Consider the following 17,321-nt stretch of genomic DNA (forward strand, 5'->3'; position numbering starts at 1 on the left):
GGGGGCCAGCAAAGAAAACGGGCGCCTGAAGCGCCCGTCGGAGAGTGTTATGCGAAGTAGCTTTGCAGCGTCCGCACTTCGAGATTGCCGGCCTTCAGCGCCTTGATCGCCATCGCAGCGGATTCGGCACCTGAAATCGTCGTGTAATACGGCACCTTCTGCATCAACGTTGCACGGCGCAGCGATTTCGAGTCCGAGATCGCCTTGTTTGAATCCGTCGTGTTGATGACGAGCTGGACCTGGCGGTTGCGGATGGCATCCTCGATATGCGGGCGTCCTTCCAGGACCTTGTTGATCTTGGTCGACTCGATGCCGTTTTCGGCGAGGAAGCGGGCGGTACCGCCGGTGGCGATGACCTTGAAGCCTATTTCCTTCAGCATGCGGATGGCCGGCAGCACGCGTGGCTTGTCGTCGTCGCGGACCGACACGAAGACCGCACCGTCGCGGGGCAGTTCGACGCTTGCACCGAGCTGGCTCTTGGCAAAGGCAAGTGCGAAGTCCGTATCGAGACCCATCACTTCGCCGGTCGAACGCATTTCCGGTCCGAGCAGGATGTCGACGCCGGGGAAGCGGGCAAACGGGAAGACCGCTTCCTTGACCGCGATGTGCTTGAGGTTGCGCGGATCGGGCTTGGTCCCGTAGGCCGCAAAGATCGCGTCAAGCTTTTCGCCAGCCATGGCACGGGCGGCGATCTTTGCGATCGGGGCGCCGATGGTCTTGGCCACGAAGGGCACCGTGCGCGAGGCACGCGGATTGACTTCGAGCACGTAGACGGTGCCGTCCTTGATGGCGAACTGGACGTTCATCAGGCCGACGACGTTGAGCGCCTTGGCCATCGACGTTGCCTGGCGTTCCAGTTCGTCGATCATCTCGTTGGACAGCGTGCGCGGTGGCAGCGAGCAGGCGCTGTCACCCGAGTGGATGCCGGCTTCCTCGATATGCTCCATGATGCCGGCGACATAGACGTCGGTGCCGTCGCAGAGGCAGTCGACATCGACTTCGATGGCGTTGGACAGGTAGCTGTCGAACAGAAGCGGGTTCTTGCCGAGCAGGGTGTTGATCTGGCCGGTCTTGTCGTTCGGATAGCGCTGCTTGATATCCTCAGGCACCAGTTCCGGTACCGTATCGAGCAGGTAGCTCTGCAGCTGGCTTTCCGAATGCAGGATCTGCATGGCGCGGCCGCCGAGAACGTAGGATGGGCGAACGACCAGCGGGAAGCCGATTTCCGACGCCACGAGGCGGGCCTGTTCGACCGAGTAGGCGATGCCGTTGTTCGGCTGCGTCAGGTCGAGCTTCATCAGGAGCTTCTGGAAGCGGTCGCGGTCTTCGGCCAGGTCGATCATGTCGGGCGCGGTGCCGAGGATCGGGATACCGTTCTTTTCGAGCGCTTCGGCAAGTTTCAGCGGCGTCTGGCCACCGAACTGCACGATGACGCCGACCACTTCTCCCTTTTCCTGCTCTGCCCGCAGGATCTCGATCACGTCTTCGGCCGTCAGCGGCTCGAAATAGAGGCGGTCGGACGTGTCGTAGTCGGTCGATACGGTTTCCGGGTTGCAGTTGATCATGATCGCTTCGTAGCCGGCATCCTTCAGGGCGAAGGCGGCGTGGCAGCAGCAATAGTCGAACTCGATGCCCTGGCCGATGCGGTTCGGACCGCCGCCGAGGATGACGACCTTCTTGGCGGTCGAGACTTCGGCTTCGGAGCGAAGTTCACCGACGAACGGTGTCTCGTAGGTCGAGTACATGTAGGCGGTCGGCGAGGCGAATTCGGCAGCGCAGGTATCGATGCGCTTGAAGACGGGCCGCACGTTGAGCGCGTTGCGCAGTTCCGCGACTTCCTTCGGGCGCTTCTTGGTCAGGCTGGCAAGGCGGGCGTCGGAGAAGCCCATGGCCTTCAGCATGCGCAGGTTCTCGGCATCGGCAGGCAGGCCGTGTTCGCGAACGCGGGCTTCCATGTCGACGATCGCCTTGAACTGGGCGATGAACCACGGATCGATCTTGCAGGCTTCATGCACTTCGGCTTCGGAGAGACCAAGACGGAGAGCCTGGGCGACCTGGCGCAGACGATCCGGCGTCGGCGTGCCGATGGCGGCGCGGATGGCGTTCTTGGAGCCTTCGCCCTCTTCCATGCCGGGGATCTCGATCTCGTCGAGACCGGTCAGGCCGGTTTCGAGACCGCGGAGCGCCTTCTGCAGCGATTCGGCAAAGGTACGGCCGATCGCCATGACTTCACCAACCGACTTCATGGCAGTGGTCAGGACCGGCGAGGCGCCCGGGAATTTCTCGAAGGCAAAGCGCGGGATTTTTGTGACGACGTAGTCGATCGACGGTTCGAACGAGGCAGGGGTTGCACCACCGGTGATGTCGTTGTCGAGTTCGTCGAGCGTGTAGCCGACCGCAAGCTTTGCCGCGACCTTGGCGATCGGGAAGCCTGTCGCCTTGGAGGCGAGCGCCGAAGACCGCGATACGCGCGGGTTCATTTCGATGACGACAAGACGGCCATCGGCCGGATTGACCGCGAACTGGACGTTGGAGCCACCGGTCTCGACACCGATCTCGCGCAGGACCGCGATCGATGCGTTGCGCATGATCTGGTATTCCTTGTCGGTCAGCGTCAGCGCCGGCGCGACGGTGATCGAGTCGCCGGTGTGGACGCCCATCGGGTCGATGTTTTCGATCGAGCAGATGATGATGCAGTTATCCGCGGTGTCGCGGACCACTTCCATCTCGTATTCCTTCCAGCCGAGAACCGATTCCTCGATCAGCACTTCGGTGGTCGGCGAGGCATCGAGGCCGCCGCCGATGATCTCGAAAAATTCCGAGCGATTGTAGGCAATGCCGCCGCCGGTGCCGCCCATGGTAAAGGACGGGCGGATGATGGCGGGTAGGCCGACGACGTCGATAGCCTGTGCCGCAATCGCCATCGCGTGGCTGATATAGCGCTGCTTGCGGTCGGTTTCGCCGAGGTTCCACTGGTTTTCGAGCGCGTCGAGCGCCTTGTCGAGCTCGGCGCCGGACAGTTCGGCCTTGACCTTGTTGCGCTCGGCTTCGTGCGTCTTGCGGTCGGCATCCTTGATGTCGGTGGCATTGGCCAGCATCGACTTCGGTGTTTCGAGGCCGATGCGGCTCATGGCTTCGCGGAAGAGGGCGCGGTCTTCGGCCATGTCGATGGCGGCGGGCTTGGCGCCGATCATCTCGACATTGTAGCGGTCGAGCACGCCCATTCTCTTGAGCGAAAGCGCCGTGTTCAAGGCCGTCTGGCCGCCCATGGTCGGCAGAAGCGCGTCAGGGCGTTCCTTGGCGATGATCTTGGCGACCACTTCCGGGGTGATCGGCTCGATATAGGTGGCGTCGGCCAGGCCCGGATCGGTCATGATCGTTGCCGGGTTGGAGTTGACCAGAATGACCCGGTAACCTTCTTCGCGCAGCGCCTTGCAGGCCTGGGTGCCGGAATAGTCGAATTCGCATGCCTGGCCGATGACGATCGGGCCCGCCCCGATGATGAGGATCGATTTGATGTCTTGGCGCTTCGGCATGATCTCTATCCACTTTTTTCTGCGCGAAAAACCGGCACGGGGCGTGAAGCTCCGGTCGGGTGGCGTGCGCATGTTTTTTCTGGCTAGACGCGGCTTATAGGGAAATGTGCCGGGGAACGGAACCCCATAATTGAGCATATCGACAGGAATCGACATGGCTGCCGGGTAGATTTGCCCGCGAGTTTCGAGGCGTACCGCAACGGGGTTTAGTGACATGGACAGGTTGCAACCGCACCAGTAGATTGCGCAAACAATAATATAAGCAGCAACGGCCCTCCATGACGACGACCGCTTGCGCGGAGGAAACCATGGCCGATGCTACTTCAAATGCCGCGATTGAACCCGCGGCAGCCGTCCAGGCGGACAAGACGGTGATGCCGATCATTTTTGCGGTCAGCTTCTGCCATATGCTCAACGACATCATGCAGTCGATGATCTCGGCGATCTATCCGATGCTCAAGGCCGACTACAATCTCGACTTCTGGCAGATCGGCATTCTGACGCTGGCCTTCCAGTGCACCGCATCGCTGCTGCAGCCGGTGATCGGCATCATCACCGACAAGAAGCCATTCCCGTACTCGCTGCCGATCGGCATGGGGGCGACGTTTGTGGGGCTGTTTCTGCTCGCCGGTTCGCATGTCTATCTGATGCTTGTGGCGGCGGCTGCGCTGATCGGCATCGGCTCGGCGGTGTTTCATCCGGAATCGTCGCGGGTGGCGAGGCTTGCGTCCGGCGGGCGCTATGGTTTTGCGCAGGCGACCTTTCAGGTGGGCGGCAATTTCGGTCAGGCGATCGGGCCGCTTCTGGCCGCCTTCATCATCGTGCCGATGGGGCAGGGCAGCGTCGCCTGGTTTTCGGCAATCGCGCTGCTCGGCATCCTCATCCTCTCCTGGGTCGCGCGCTGGTACAAGGCGCATATGCTGGCCAACAAGGGGCGCAAGAAGAGCCTCGGCATCCACAGCCTGCCGCGTCGCACGGTGATGGTTGCGCTGGTCGTGCTGGCGATCCTGACGTTTTCGAAGAACATCTACATGGCGGCGATCGGCAGCTATTACACGTTCTTCGTTATCGAGCGCTTTGGCGTCACCGTGCAGTCGTCGCAGGTCATGCTGTTCGTGTTTCTGGGCGCGACGGCGCTGGGCACGTTGATCGGCGGTCCGATCGGCGACCGGTTCGGCTCCAAGGTGGTGATCTGGATCTCCATTCTCGGCGTGCTGCCGTTCACGCTGGCGATGCCGTTTGCGAATTTGCCGATGACGATCGTGCTGTCGGGTATCGTTGGGCTGGTGATGGCGTCGTCGTTCCCGGCCATCATCGTCATGGCGCAGGAGCTGGTGCCTGGCCGGGTCGGGATGATCGCCGGCATCTTCTTCGGGCTCGCTTTCGGCATGGGTGGCATCGCCGCCGCCGTGCTCGGGATCATCGCCGACCACAGGGGCATCAGTTTTGTCTATTCCATCTGCGCCTTCCTGCCGGCGCTTGGCCTTCTCACCGTGTTCCTGCCCAGCAAGACGCAGCTGAGGGTCGCCTGAGCCAACAGCCTGACATCCCGACATGGATATTTGGCGGGCCTGTTCTATATCGTCGTCAAGGATCATTTCCGACCGAACTTATTAGAACCTGGGGTGCGATATGGAATGGAAAGGGCGTCGGCAATCCGACAATGTCGAGGATCAACGGGGTGCCTCGATGGGTGGCCGCGGTGGCGGTTTCCGCATCCCGATCGGTGGCGGCGGACGTGGCGGTGGTGGATTGAGCATCGGCGGCATCGTCGTCGTGCTGATCATCTGCTGGGTCACGGGCATCAATCCGCTGACGCTTCTTTCGGGCGGCGATACCGGCATGGATACGGGCACCAGCACCACGCAGCAGGCGCCGCGTACGCCGGCTGAAGACGAGATGACCGGTTTCGTCCGCACCGTCCTTGCTGATACCGAAGACACCTGGAACGAAATTTTCCAGAGCAACGGCGCTCGCTACGAAGAGCCGACGCTGGTTCTCTTCGGCGGTCAGGTCCGGTCTGCCTGCGGTTTTGCGTCGTCGGCAAGCGGCCCGTTCTACTGCCCGGGTGACCGCAAGGTTTATCTGGATACGGAGTTCTTCAAGGAACTCAGCCAGCGGCTTGGGGCTGGAGGCGATTTTGCCGAGGCCTATGTGGTCGCGCATGAAGTCGGGCATCACGTCCAGAACCTGCTCGGCGTATTGCCGAAATTCAACCAGGCGCGGCAGAATATGAGCGAGACCGAGGCCAACCGCATGTCGGTTCGCGTCGAGCTTCAGGCCGACTGCTTTGCAGGCGTGTGGGGCAAGCGGACCCAGCAGAAGGGCTTTCTCGAAAGCGGCGATCTGGAGGAGGCTTTGAATGCCGCCCAGCAGATCGGCGACGATACGCTGCAGAAGCGCAGTCAGGGTTATGTCGTCCCGGAAAGCTTCAACCATGGCACCTCGCAGCAGCGGATGCGCTGGTTCAAGCAGGGCTTCGACACCGGCGACATGAAGGCCTGCGACACGTTCTCAGGCAATGTCTGAGCAGTGATCTCTGCTGCTCCGGCGAGCAGCAGAGCCGTGACTTAGAGATCAATCTTCGAAAAATCGTGTGGGCGGCGAAACCGATCGCCCGCACTTTCTCGGTTTGGGCGTGCTAGACTCCGCAAAGCCGGGACCTATGCCGGGCTGCATTCGGCACCAGCCCGCGGCTATGGACAAGGCCGAGAATCCTTGCCGCACCATCCTCCCATCGATCGGTCCGTCAGACCTGTCACGTCACCCATCAACGTTGGTGAACTTCGCCCTACAATTTTTGCTGGATCGGTGCCGAGCCTTGATGAACCCCGATGCCTTCTTTATAGGCAGGGTACCGTGCCGCTGACCGTTTCTGGAAGCGGCTTTTTCCATTTGTAGGATTTATCGATGTCGGGCTTGCCGAACACTGCCGGTGCATCTGCGCCGCATGACGCCGTCATTACGGATCGTTCCTGGTCGTCGCATCTGCGCGGCACGTTTGCGCTCGGCATCCCGCTGGTGGGAGCCCAGCTTGCGCAGATGGCGATCCATACGACCGACGTCATTCTGGTCGGCTGGCTTGGGACGACCGAACTTGCCTCCGTGGTCATTGCGACGCAGCTGTTTTTCGTCGTGTTCATCTTTGGCACCGGGTTCACCAGCGCCGTCGTGCCGCTGGTTGCGCAGGCGCTCGGCCACGGCGACCGGATCGGCGTGCGCCGGTCGGTGCGCATGGGGCTGTGGGTGGTGATTGCCTATTGCACGGTTGTCGCGCCGCTGCTCTGGTTTAGCGAACCGATGCTGCTCGGCCTCGGTCAGGCGCCCGATGTCGCGGCCAATGCGCAGAGCTATCTGCGCATTGCGCAATGGGGCATGTTCCCGGCGCTCGGCCTGATGGCATTGCGCAGCTTCGTGACCGGGCTGGAGAAGGGCGGGATCGTTCTCTACATCACGATCGGCATGTTCATCATGAACGCGATCGTCGCCTATCTGCTGATCTTCGGCCATTACGGAGCGCCGCAGCTGGGTCTTCATGGCGCGGCGATCGCTGCTGTTTCCGCCAACCTGGTCGGCTTCCTGATCGCGATCGCCTATGTGCAGGCGCAGCCCGCCATGCGCGCCTATGAACTCTTCGTGCGCTTCTGGAAGCCTGACTGGTCGATGGTTCGGGAAGTCTTCCTGCTCGGACTGCCGATCAGCTTCACGATCCTTGCCGAAACGAGCCTGTTTGCGGCGGCTTCGCTGATGATGGGCAGTATCGGCAAGCTCGAGCTTGCCGCCCATGGGATTGCGCTGCAGCTTGCCTCGATCGCCTTCATGGTGCCGCTGGGTCTGGCGCAGGTCGCAACGGTTCGGGTCGGTCTTGCCAACGGTCGTGGCGACATGGTCGGTGTTCGAAGGGCCGGCGGGGCCGTGCTGATCGTCAGCATCATCTTCACGGCGATCGGCGGTGTCCTTTACGCCATGATGCCGGGCGCGCTGGCGGGGCTTTTCCTCGACACCAGCCAGCCGGACGCCGCTGCGGTGCTCGCGCTCGCCACACCGCTGATTGTCATTGCCGGCATCTTCCAGCTGGTCGACGGTCTGCAGGCCGTGGGGGCCGGACTTTTGCGCGGATTGAAGGATACGAAAGTGCCGATGCTTCTGGCGCTGATCGCCTACTGGCCGATCGGCTTCGTCTGCGCCTGGGTGTTCGCATTTCCACTCGGCTATCGCGGCGAGGGTGTCTGGTTCGGTTTCGTGATCGGCCTTGCCGCCGCAGCTCTCTTCCTGTGCGGACGGTTCTGGATTCTTTTGCAGCGTCATAAGCAAATGGCCCGCTGAGAGCAGCGGGCCATCTGATTGAAACCGTGACTTGAGAAGGTTTTAGCGCTCTGCGAGCGCTGCCTCTCCCTTGTTCTCGCGCACCATGTTGATGAAGCGGCGGAACAGGTAGTGGCTGTCCTGCGGACCGGGCGATGCTTCCGGGTGATGCTGGACGGAGAAGACCGGCTTGCCGGACAGACGCAGACCGCAATTGGTGCCGTCAAACAGGGAAATGTGCGTCTCCTCAACACCCTGCGGCAGCGACTTCGAGTCGACCGCGAAGCCGTGGTTCATCGACACGATCTCCACCTTGCCGGTCGTGTGATCCTTGACCGGATGGTTTGCCCCGTGATGACCCTGGTGCATCTTTTCGGTCGTGGCACCAAGTGCGAGGCCGAGGATCTGGTGACCGAGGCAGATGCCGAAGGTCGGGATGTCGGTCTTGACGATGTCCTGGATGACTGGGACAGCATAGGCGCCGGTGGCTGCCGGATCGCCCGGGCCGTTCGACAGGAAGATGCCGTCCGGCTTCAGCGCCAGAATGTCTTCCGACGAGGTCTGTGCCGGCACGACCGTGACCTTGCAGTCGAGGCCGGTGAAGAGGCGCAGGATGTTGCGCTTCACGCCGTAGTCGATGCAGACGATGTGATACTTGGCATCCTCGGCCTTCAGCTCTTCGGAACCTTCGTTCCAGATCCAGGGCTTTTCGGTCCACTGCGACGACTGGCCGGAGGTCGCTTCCTTGGCGAGGTCGAGACCTTCGAGACCACTCCAGGCCTTGGCTTCCGCCTTCAGCGCTTCGATGTCGAAATTGCCGTTCGGGTCATGGGCGATCACCGCGTTCGGTGCACCGTTCTGGCGGATCCAGGAGGTCAGCGCGCGTGTGTCGATGCCTGACAGGCCGATGACGCCGCGGCTCTTCAGCCAGGAGTCGAGGTCCTTTGCCGAGCGGTAGTTCGACGGTTCGGTGATATCGGCCTTGAAGATCGTGCCGACGGCGCCGCGGCGTGCGGCGGGTGTCAGGTCCTCGATGTCCTCGTCATTGGTGCCGATATTGCCGATATGCGGGAAGGTGAAGGTGACGATCTGGCTGAGATAGGACGGATCAGTCAAAATTTCCTGGTAGCCGGTGAGGGCGGTGTTGAACACCACTTCGGCGGTGACCTTGCCGGTCGCGCCAATGCCTGTTCCTTCAATCACGGTTCCGTCGGCAAGCACGAGAACGGCGGTGGGTTTTTTCGTGGTCCAAGGGGTGGTCGCGGTCATATCCATCCTTCTGCCCCAGCGGCCCGTTTCCCGAAACGGAAAACAGGGTGTCGAGGTCATCTCTCGTCGCAGAAAAGGGCGCGCGGAAACCCGCTTGCGGCCCACTATCCAATTGTTGTGCAGGTCCTCGACATAAACAAGGCAGAACAGCGGGTCAATTGCCGTTTATGAGAAAGCTGGGCGCAAAGGCCGGCAATCGGTGAGTTTTGCCGTGTCGGCAAAACGTTTGATCGCCGTTCACGCTTGTTCTATGACGTCGCAAAAGATCGGTCCGCTGCGGATCGAGTGACGTTCAAGGAGACAGGCCATGTTGCGCGAGAAGCTTTCCGAAGCGATGAAGGAAGCGATGAAGGCGAAGGAAACCCGCAGGCTTTCGACCGTGCGGCTGATCCAGACCGCCATCAAGGACCGTGACATCGCCAATCGCGGCACCGGCAAGGACGCTGCCACTGACGACGAAATCCTGCAGATCCTGCAGAAGATGGTGAAGCAGCGCGAGGAGTCGGCGAAGATCTACGAAGACAACGCCCGCCCGGAACTTGCAGCACAGGAACGCGAAGAGATCGCCGTCATCAAATCCTTCATGCCGGAACAGATTTCCGACGAGAAGGCGAGCGAGATCGTCGCTTCCGTCATCGCCGAGATCGGTGCTGCTGGAATGAAGGACATGGGCAAGGTGATGGCCATTCTGCGCGAACGCTATGCCGGCCAGATGGATTTCGCCAAGGCGTCCGGCACGATCAAGGCGCAGCTGAGCTGAGGTCTAGCCGCTACGCATAAAACGAGAAAGGCGGGAAGTCCTTCATGGAGTTCCCGCCTTTTGCTCTTCTACGCCTCCCATCGGCCGACCGCGGACATGCCACCGGTAGGAGAGGACGATCGACCGCAGTCATTGCAGGCAGCCGTCCTGAAGAGCAATCTCAGATGCCGTACCCGCCTGTCGAGGCGACTGACGGCACGTCTTGTCGGATTCAACGCTATGCAGGGAACCTGCGTATCGCAAGTTACAATTCGTTAATTTCTGTGGGTTGATCGGGTCGGTGGTCACGGGAGCGGCGGCCTGTGAATAGCGGGCATGATTTGCGGCCGGGCTGGCATTCCTGCGCACTGAGCATTAATATGGTCTCTGGCCCGCGAGGTAGACATGCGCTTTTCAAACAGTTTTCTTGATGAGATCCGGGATCGGGTGCCGATTTCGACGGTGATCGGCCGTCGTGTCACCTGGGATCGCAGGAAGACCAATGCTGCGCGCGGCGATTTCTGGGCCTGCTGCCCGTTCCATGGCGAGAAAAGCCCGAGCTTTCACTGCGAGGACCGCAAGGGCCGCTATCACTGCTTCGGCTGTGGCGTGTCGGGCGATCATTTCCGCTTCATGACCGATCTGGAAGGGCTGAACTTTCCAGAAGCCGTCCAGCAGGTCGCCGATATGGCTGGTATCGCCATGCCGCAACCCGATCCGCAGGCGGAAAAGCGTGAACGGGAGCGGATGTCGCTTCTCGACGTCATGGAAATGGCGACGCGCTTCTTTCAGGACCAGTTGCAGAGCCCAACCGGCGCCAAGGCACGCGCCTATCTTCGCGACCGCGGACTGACAGCTCGCACGATCGAGAATTTCCGGCTCGGCTATGCGCTGGACAGCCGCAATGCGCTCAAGGAGTTCCTCGCCGGCAAGGGTGTGGCCAAGGAGCAGATCGAGGCCTGCGGGCTGGTGCGTCATGGCGAGGGGATTGCCGTATCCTACGACTATTTCCGCGACCGCATCATGTTCCCGATCCTGTCGTCGCGCGACAAGGTGATTGCCTTTGGTGGACGCGCGATGGCGCCGGATGCGCCGGCCAAATACATGAACTCGCCGGATACCGAACTCTTCCACAAGGGTCAGGTGCTCTACAATTTTACCCGCGCCAGGCGGGCGGCCCAGCCAGGGCCGGGATCCAAGGAGCTGGGCACGATCATAGCCGTCGAGGGCTATATGGATGTGATCGCGCTCAGCCAGGTGGGCGTCGAGAATGCCGTCGCGCCGCTCGGTACGGCCTTGACCGAAAACCAGCTGGAGCTGCTTTGGCGGATGACGCCGGAACCGATCCTGTGTTTCGATGGCGATGGTGCCGGTATCCGTGCTGCAAACCGTGCTGCGGATCTCGCGCTTCCCTCCATCAAGCCCGGCCGCTCGGTGCGGTTCGCGTTGCTTCCAGACGGCAAGGATCCGGACGATCTCGTCAAGCACGAGGGAAGAGCGCCGTTCGATGGCGTGATCGCGCAGGCGCGTCCGCTTGCGGAGATGGTCTGGCAGCGGGAAACCAATGGTGCCGCCTTCGAGACCCCGGAAAAGCGGGCGGAACTCGAGGCAAGGCTCAAGCAGATCGTTTCCGTGATTGCCGACGAAAGTGTGCGCCGTCACTACCAGCAGAATGTGCGCGATCGTCTCAACGGCTTGTTCCAGCCGCAGCGCAATGGCGGCGGTGGCGATCGTCGTCAAAGCTACCAGCAGCGCGAAGGCGGCGGGTCTGGCAGAGGCGGTGCAGCCGGCGGAAGGGGTGGATCGTCTTTCCAGCAGCAGGGGCGCGGAATGGGTGTTTCCGACCGCCTGACGCGATCGGGGTTGGTGCGGGGACATCTCGACCTTCCGGCCCTGCGCGAAAGCGTGCTGGCGCTGACCATCGTCCATCATCCGCAGCTTCTGCTCAACGAGTATGACGAGATCGCCTCGATCGAATTCGAGAACCGCGATCTGAAACGGATGTGGTCTTGCGTGCTGACTATTGTCGGGCAGGCCGGTGCCGGTTTGACGGTGCAGGACCTGAAACGGGAACTCGGCGAGAATGGCTTTGAGGAACTGTTGAAGTCAATGAACAAGCAGATCCGCAATGCGCGGCTGTGGACCGCGACGGAAGAGGCCGATCCGCAGGATTCGCTGCAAGCCTACCGTCAGACCCGGGCACTGCATTCCAGAAACAAGGAGCTCCGCTGGCAGAAGATCGAGCTGGAGCGTGAACTCGCGGAGATGACCGAGGACGAGGCCGAGCGTGCCGAGATCCTGCTGCGTGCACTTCTGGAGGTACAGAATGAAATTTCCAGGCTTGAAAACCAGGAAGCGATCATCGACGGCTTCGGTGTTCTGTCAGGACGCGTCAAGGGCGCTGCCGTCAGTCACGGATAGCTGCCGTCAGTCACGGATAAAGGAGAGCTGCGCAGATACTAAACCGTGTTGAATTGGTCGCCTGATGGATTAACAGCGCGAGTGGAGTGGTCTATACAGCTCTTGATTGATCACTGTATTGTTGCAACGCATCGGAAAATGGCGTCAATCCCGCGCATTTCGGGTAGAGCCAAGGGTTTTTACCGGGCGGCGGGCTCTTGTCTTTCATTGTGCACCGCTTACATATGGCTTCAATATGACGGGAGTACCGCCAACGGGGACATGGTCGTAAGGTAATTTCCACTTTTCCTGGGCACAAGCTTTGGAAGAACTTGACGAAGCGTTATTTTGTGGGAATCACCATTTCGGGCAATATTGGTGGAGTGGGTCTAGCGCCGCGGCGATGTTCGGCATCTTCGTTCTGGCGGTCCCCGCGAGTAGCGGTCGCCGATGGTAATCGGGAGTTAAAGGTCATTCCGTTACGAGTTGGATATTGATTCGCGGCTGGTGTGGCTTTTGCCCTCCGCCGCAGGCCACGAAGCGCTGCGCAGTGGCGTTCAGGGAAAGCGACGACATACATGGCAACTAAAGTCAAAGAAAACGAAGAAGCCGATACCGAGCGCGAAGGCTCGGTCGACGGTCCGCTTCTCGATCTTTCTGACGACGCGGTCAAGAAGATGATCAAAGCCGCGAAGAAGCGCGGCTACGTGACGATGGACGAGCTTAACTCGGTTCTTCCGTCCGAAGAGGTCACTTCCGAACAGATCGAAGACACGATGGCGATGTTGTCCGACATGGGCATCAACGTCGTGGAAGATGAAGAAGCCGAGGAGGCCACCACCGAGGAGGAGGACTCCAACGAGAGCGAAGAGAGCGAAGGCGGCGAACTTGCCCCGACGTCCAGCACCGCTCTTGCCACGGCGAAGAAGAAAGAACCCACCGATCGTACCGACGATCCGGTGCGCATGTATCTGCGCGAAATGGGCTCGGTCGAGCTTCTGTCGCGTGAAGGCGAAATTGCGATCGCCAAGCGCATCGAGGCTGGCCGCGAGACGATGATCGCCGGTCTGTGCGAAAGCCCGCTGACGTTCCAGGCGCTGATCATCTGGCGCGACGAACTGAACGAAGGCACGACGCTGCTGCGCGAGATCATCGATCTTGAGACGACCTATTCGGGTCCCGAGGCGAAGGCTGCGCCACAGTTCCAGAGCCCGGAAAAGATCGAGGCGGACCGCAAGGCTGCCGAGGAAAAGGAAAAGACCCGCAAGGCTCGTTTCTCTGCTGCCAACGATGACGACATCACCGCTGTTGGCGGTGACCAGGGCTTGGAAGAAGAGGAAGAGGACGACGACGAGTCGAACCTTTCGCTTGCCGCCATGGAAGCGGAACTGCGCCCGCAGGTCATGGAAACGCTCGACACGATCGCGGATACCTACAAGAAGCTGCGCAAGCTTCAGGACCAGCAGGTCGAGCAGCGGCTTGCCGCCTCCGGCACGCTGTCTTCCGCTCAGGAGCGCCGCTACAAGGAACTGAAGGACGAGCTGATCACGGCAGTGAAGTCGCTGTCACTGAACCAGAACCGCGTCGAAAGCCTTGTCGAACAGCTCTACGACATCTCCAAGCGTCTGATGCAGAACGAAGGTCGTCTTCTTCGTCTGGCTGAATCCTACGGCGTCAAGCGCGACTCGTTCCTGGAACAGTATCAGGGTGCCGAGCTTGATCCGAACTGGATGAAGTCGATTGCCAATCTGTCGGCTCGTGGCTGGAAGGATTTCGCCAAGGCGGAGTTCAACGCCATCCGGGATATCCGTCAGGAGATCCAGAGTCTCGCGACCGAAACCGGGATTTCGATCACCGAATTCCGCCGGATCGTGTCGATGGTGCAGAAGGGCGAGCGCGAAGCGCGGATCGCCAAGAAGGAAATGGTCGAGGCGAACCTTCGTCTCGTGATTTCCATCGCCAAGAAATACACCAACCGCGGCCTGCAGTTCCTGGATCTTATTCAGGAAGGCAATATCGGCCTGATGAAGGCCGTCGATAAGTTCGAATACCGTCGCGGCTACAAGTTCTCGACCTATGCGACCTGGTGGATCAGGCAGGCGATCACCCGCTCGATCGCCGACCAGGCCCGCACGATCCGTATTCCGGTGCACATGATCGAGACGATCAACAAGATCGTCCGCACATCGCGCCAGATGCTGCACGAGATCGGCCGCGAGCCGACCCCGGAAGAGCTGGCCGAAAAGCTTGCCATGCCGCTCGAAAAGGTCCGCAAGGTCCTGAAGATCGCCAAGGAGCCGATTTCGCTCGAAACCCCCGTGGGTGACGAAGAGGATTCGCATCTGGGTGACTTCATCGAGGACAAGAACGCGCTGCTGCCGATCGATGCCGCCATTCAGGCGAACCTTCGTGAAACGACGACGCGGGTTCTCGCATCGCTGACGCCGCGTGAAGAACGTGTTCTTCGCATGCGCTTCGGCATCGGCATGAACACCGACCACACGCTCGAAGAAGTCGGCCAGCAGTTCTCGGTCACCCGCGAACGTATCCGCCAAATTGAAGCGAAGGCGCTGCGCAAGCTGAAGCACCCGAGCCGGAGCCGCAAGCTGCGCTCGTTCCTCGACAGCTGATCCCTGGAACAGACCCTTTAAAAAGCCCGGCAGGAATGACCCGCCGGGCTTTTTTATTGATCTTGTGATCGGGTCGGCCTCGATCCCGCCCGTTAACCATCCTACATGGGAGCCATGCCGGATTTGTCTCCCGCCCCGTCGCATAAGAAGGTGATCGCAACGGCGCTCGGGGCGTCCGTGGCTCTGCATCTGATCGTTGCCGGTGCGCTTCTCGTCAAATTGCCGGTGCCGAGCGAAGCGGCTCCCGAGGAGGAGATTGTTCAGGTGGAGATCGTGCCGCCACCGGAAGAGGAAAAGCCGGAGCCGGTCGAGGAGGCGAAGAAGCCCGACGCGTTGAAGCTCAAGGTAGAGGCGAAGGCCGAAGAGCCGCCACCGGAAAAGCCGCCCGAGCAGAAGCCTCAGGAAGATCCGCTCGAGGACCCCGTGATTTCGGCGAGCAAGGCTTCGGCACCCGAGGCTGCTCCGCCGCCTTCCCCTGCGCAGGACGAAAAGCCGGAGGAGACGAAGCCGCCGGAACCTCAGCCTCCCAAGCCTGAAGAACCAAAGCCCGAAGAGCTGCAGCCTCAAGAAAAGCCGCCCGAAGAAAAGGCGCCGGAAGAAGCGAAAGAGCCCGAGGCACCGCAGAAGGCCGAGCAGCCGGCACCGCCGCCGCCGCCTGCAAGCCAGACACCGGCCGAGGAGGAGAAGCAGGCGTCAGCTCCGCCGATGTCCGCACTGCGGCCTGTGTTCCAGTTTGGTGAAAAGGATAGCGGTCCGCGCCAGGCGCTTGACGGCACTGCTGCGGAGGATACGCCAGCGCCCGCTGCGACCGATGCCGATCCGCCAGCGCCGGAGGAGCCTGCACAGACGGCGGGGCCCGACGTGCAGGGCGAGGGCGCGCCAGCAGAAGCGCCGGTTCCGACCAATATGACGCCACCGCAGCTCAGTGTTCCAGGCTCCGATCCGTCGGGAATGCCCGGACCTGCCGGCGGTGCGTCTCCTGATGCGATGACGGCCGGGCTCTTTACAGGGCCGCCTTCCTCCGCACGCGTGCCGACGCAAAAGCCGGCGCCGCCGAAACCATCCGATGCGGCCGGCGATCTCAAGCCCGTGAGAACGCTGTTTTCCGCGCGCGGTACCGGTGATGCGCAGGCGACCGTCGCGATGGCCGGTATTCCGCGCGGCGTTCGGGCAGGGCAGCTCTGCTCGTCGGAACTCAGCGCGCAATTGCAGAACGGCTCGCCCGCCTACAATCCCGATGTCTTGCCCGCACCGAAGCTGCCCAATGGGACGGTTCTCGAGGCGCGCAATATCGGCTTTCGCGCCAAAGGCCAGTGGCATGATGTCAGCTTCCGCTGCGAAGTCGATGCCGATGCCACGAAAATCGTTTCGTTTTCGATGAATGTGGGTGGCCTCGTGCCGCGCTCGGAATGGCGCAAGCGCGGTTTTCCCGAGTTTTGATCTTCAAGCAGAGAAGAGAATTTCGATGCCGCAGACCGCGATCCAGATTTCGACCAGAGGCCAAGGGCTATACGAGTTCACGGATGAAGCCGAACGCTTCGTGCGCCAGGCCGGGCGCGACGAGGGCCTGCTGACCGTCTTTGTTCGCCACACGTCCTGTTCGCTGATCATTCAGGAAAATGCCGATCCGGACGTGAAGCGAGATCTGAAGGCGTTCTTTTCCCGCCTCGTTCCACCCTCGGACGATCCTTCGATGGGCTGGGTCAGCCATACGATGGAAGGACCAGATGACATGCCGGCACATATCAAGGCGGCACTGACGGCAGTCTCGATCGGCATTCCCGTATCCGGCGGCAGGCTGGTGCTTGGCACGTGGCAGGGGATCTATCTCTTCGAGCACCGCGACAGCCCGCACAGGCGCGAGATCGTGCTGCATCTTTCGTCGTGATGATCGTTGTTTTCCAAATGAACACATACTGAATGATCGGTTTTGCAGGCATTCAGCTGGGTTGGATAGAGTTGCATCGACCGTTGGCCCGAAAGGCCGACTCGAGACAGCCGGACAACCGGTGACAGGTTCAGGAGAAGCAAAAGATGACTACAATCACACGCCTGATGGCGAAGGCCGGCCTTGCAGCCTTGATCGCCCTGACAGGGATTTCGGCGTCCGCGCCAATCGCCGCCGCCGCCGGCCCGGAATTCGTACAGTACCGTGAGCGCGACTGGCGTCCGCATCACCCGCCGCGCTATGAGCGCCCGCGCCACATGCGTCCCGTCGGCTGCTCGCCGCGCTTGGCTGAACGTCGCGCCGAAGCGATGGGTCTGCGCCGTACCCGCGTCGTCGACATCTCCCGCCGCAGCGTGACCGTCGTCGGCGTCGATCGCCGCGGACGCGACCGGGTCGTGTTTGCCAACGTGCGCGGCTGCCCGCTCATCCGTCGCTAAGGGATCTCAAGCGTCCGAGTGTATCTTCAGCCCCGTCCGGCATTCGCCGGGCGGGGT

General features: G+C 61.3%; 11 protein-coding genes. 9 read left to right on the top strand and 2 right to left on the bottom strand.

What is annotated here, in order from left to right; all coding sequences use genetic code 11:
* Positions 1-47 precede the first annotated feature (47 nt).
* Complete coding sequence (gene carB / locus AC0JZ8_RS12045) at positions 48-3,536, bottom strand: carbamoyl-phosphate synthase large subunit (protein WP_062576875.1); 3,489 nt, start codon at positions 3,534-3,536, stop codon at positions 48-50.
* Positions 3,537-3,844: 308 nt separating this feature from the next.
* Here carB and AC0JZ8_RS12050 point away from each other — a divergent pair, with 308 nt between their 5' ends.
* From AC0JZ8_RS12050 to AC0JZ8_RS12060, 3 genes are all read left to right on the top strand, one after another.
* Positions 3,845-5,068 (top strand): MFS transporter, encoded by a 1,224-nt coding sequence (locus AC0JZ8_RS12050; RefSeq protein ID WP_471892587.1) that lies wholly within the window; start codon positions 3,845-3,847, stop codon positions 5,066-5,068.
* A 100-nt stretch (positions 5,069-5,168) separates the two neighbouring features.
* Complete coding sequence (ypfJ, locus tag AC0JZ8_RS12055) at positions 5,169-6,065, top strand: KPN_02809 family neutral zinc metallopeptidase (protein WP_062576881.1); 897 nt, start codon at positions 5,169-5,171, stop codon at positions 6,063-6,065.
* A gap of 381 nt (positions 6,066-6,446) precedes the next feature.
* Positions 6,447-7,862: an MATE family efflux transporter gene (locus tag AC0JZ8_RS12060; protein ID WP_471892588.1), complete on the top strand. Its 1,416-nt coding sequence runs from the start codon at positions 6,447-6,449 to the stop codon at positions 7,860-7,862.
* Between the two features lie 42 nt (positions 7,863-7,904).
* Here the strand turns inward: AC0JZ8_RS12060 and carA are convergent, their stop codons facing one another.
* Positions 7,905-9,110 carry a glutamine-hydrolyzing carbamoyl-phosphate synthase small subunit gene (gene carA, locus AC0JZ8_RS12065; RefSeq protein WP_092661069.1) on the bottom strand — a complete coding sequence of 402 codons (1,206 nt, stop codon included), beginning with the start codon at positions 9,108-9,110 and terminating at the stop codon, positions 7,905-7,907.
* 307 nt (positions 9,111-9,417) lie between these two features.
* Here carA and AC0JZ8_RS12070 point away from each other — a divergent pair, with 307 nt between their 5' ends.
* The 6 genes from AC0JZ8_RS12070 to AC0JZ8_RS12095 all read left to right on the top strand — a co-directional run bounded on the left by AC0JZ8_RS12070 (position 9,418) and on the right by AC0JZ8_RS12095 (position 17,264).
* Positions 9,418-9,870, top strand: coding sequence for a GatB/YqeY domain-containing protein (locus AC0JZ8_RS12070; protein WP_062455897.1), 453 nt, complete (start codon positions 9,418-9,420; stop codon positions 9,868-9,870).
* 384 nt (positions 9,871-10,254) lie between these two features.
* Positions 10,255-12,270, top strand: a complete 2,016-nt coding sequence (gene dnaG, locus AC0JZ8_RS12075) for a DNA primase (protein ID WP_471892589.1) — start codon at positions 10,255-10,257, stop codon at positions 12,268-12,270.
* A 557-nt stretch (positions 12,271-12,827) separates the two neighbouring features.
* Positions 12,828-14,879, top strand: a complete 2,052-nt coding sequence (gene rpoD / locus AC0JZ8_RS12080) for an RNA polymerase sigma factor RpoD (RefSeq protein WP_062455900.1) — start codon at positions 12,828-12,830, stop codon at positions 14,877-14,879.
* Between the two features lie 114 nt (positions 14,880-14,993).
* Entirely contained in the window at positions 14,994-16,319 is a 1,326-nt protein-coding gene (locus AC0JZ8_RS12085; RefSeq protein ID WP_471892590.1) for a DUF930 domain-containing protein, read from the top strand.
* 25 nt (positions 16,320-16,344) lie between these two features.
* Complete coding sequence (locus tag AC0JZ8_RS12090; RefSeq protein ID WP_471892591.1) at positions 16,345-16,767, top strand: secondary thiamine-phosphate synthase enzyme YjbQ; 423 nt, start codon at positions 16,345-16,347, stop codon at positions 16,765-16,767.
* Positions 16,768-16,922: 155 nt separating this feature from the next.
* Positions 16,923-17,264: a hypothetical protein gene (locus tag AC0JZ8_RS12095; RefSeq protein WP_092661070.1), complete on the top strand. Its 342-nt coding sequence runs from the start codon at positions 16,923-16,925 to the stop codon at positions 17,262-17,264.
* Positions 17,265-17,321 lie beyond the last annotated feature (57 nt).

This window comes from Velazquezella soli, from assembly GCF_977018685.1.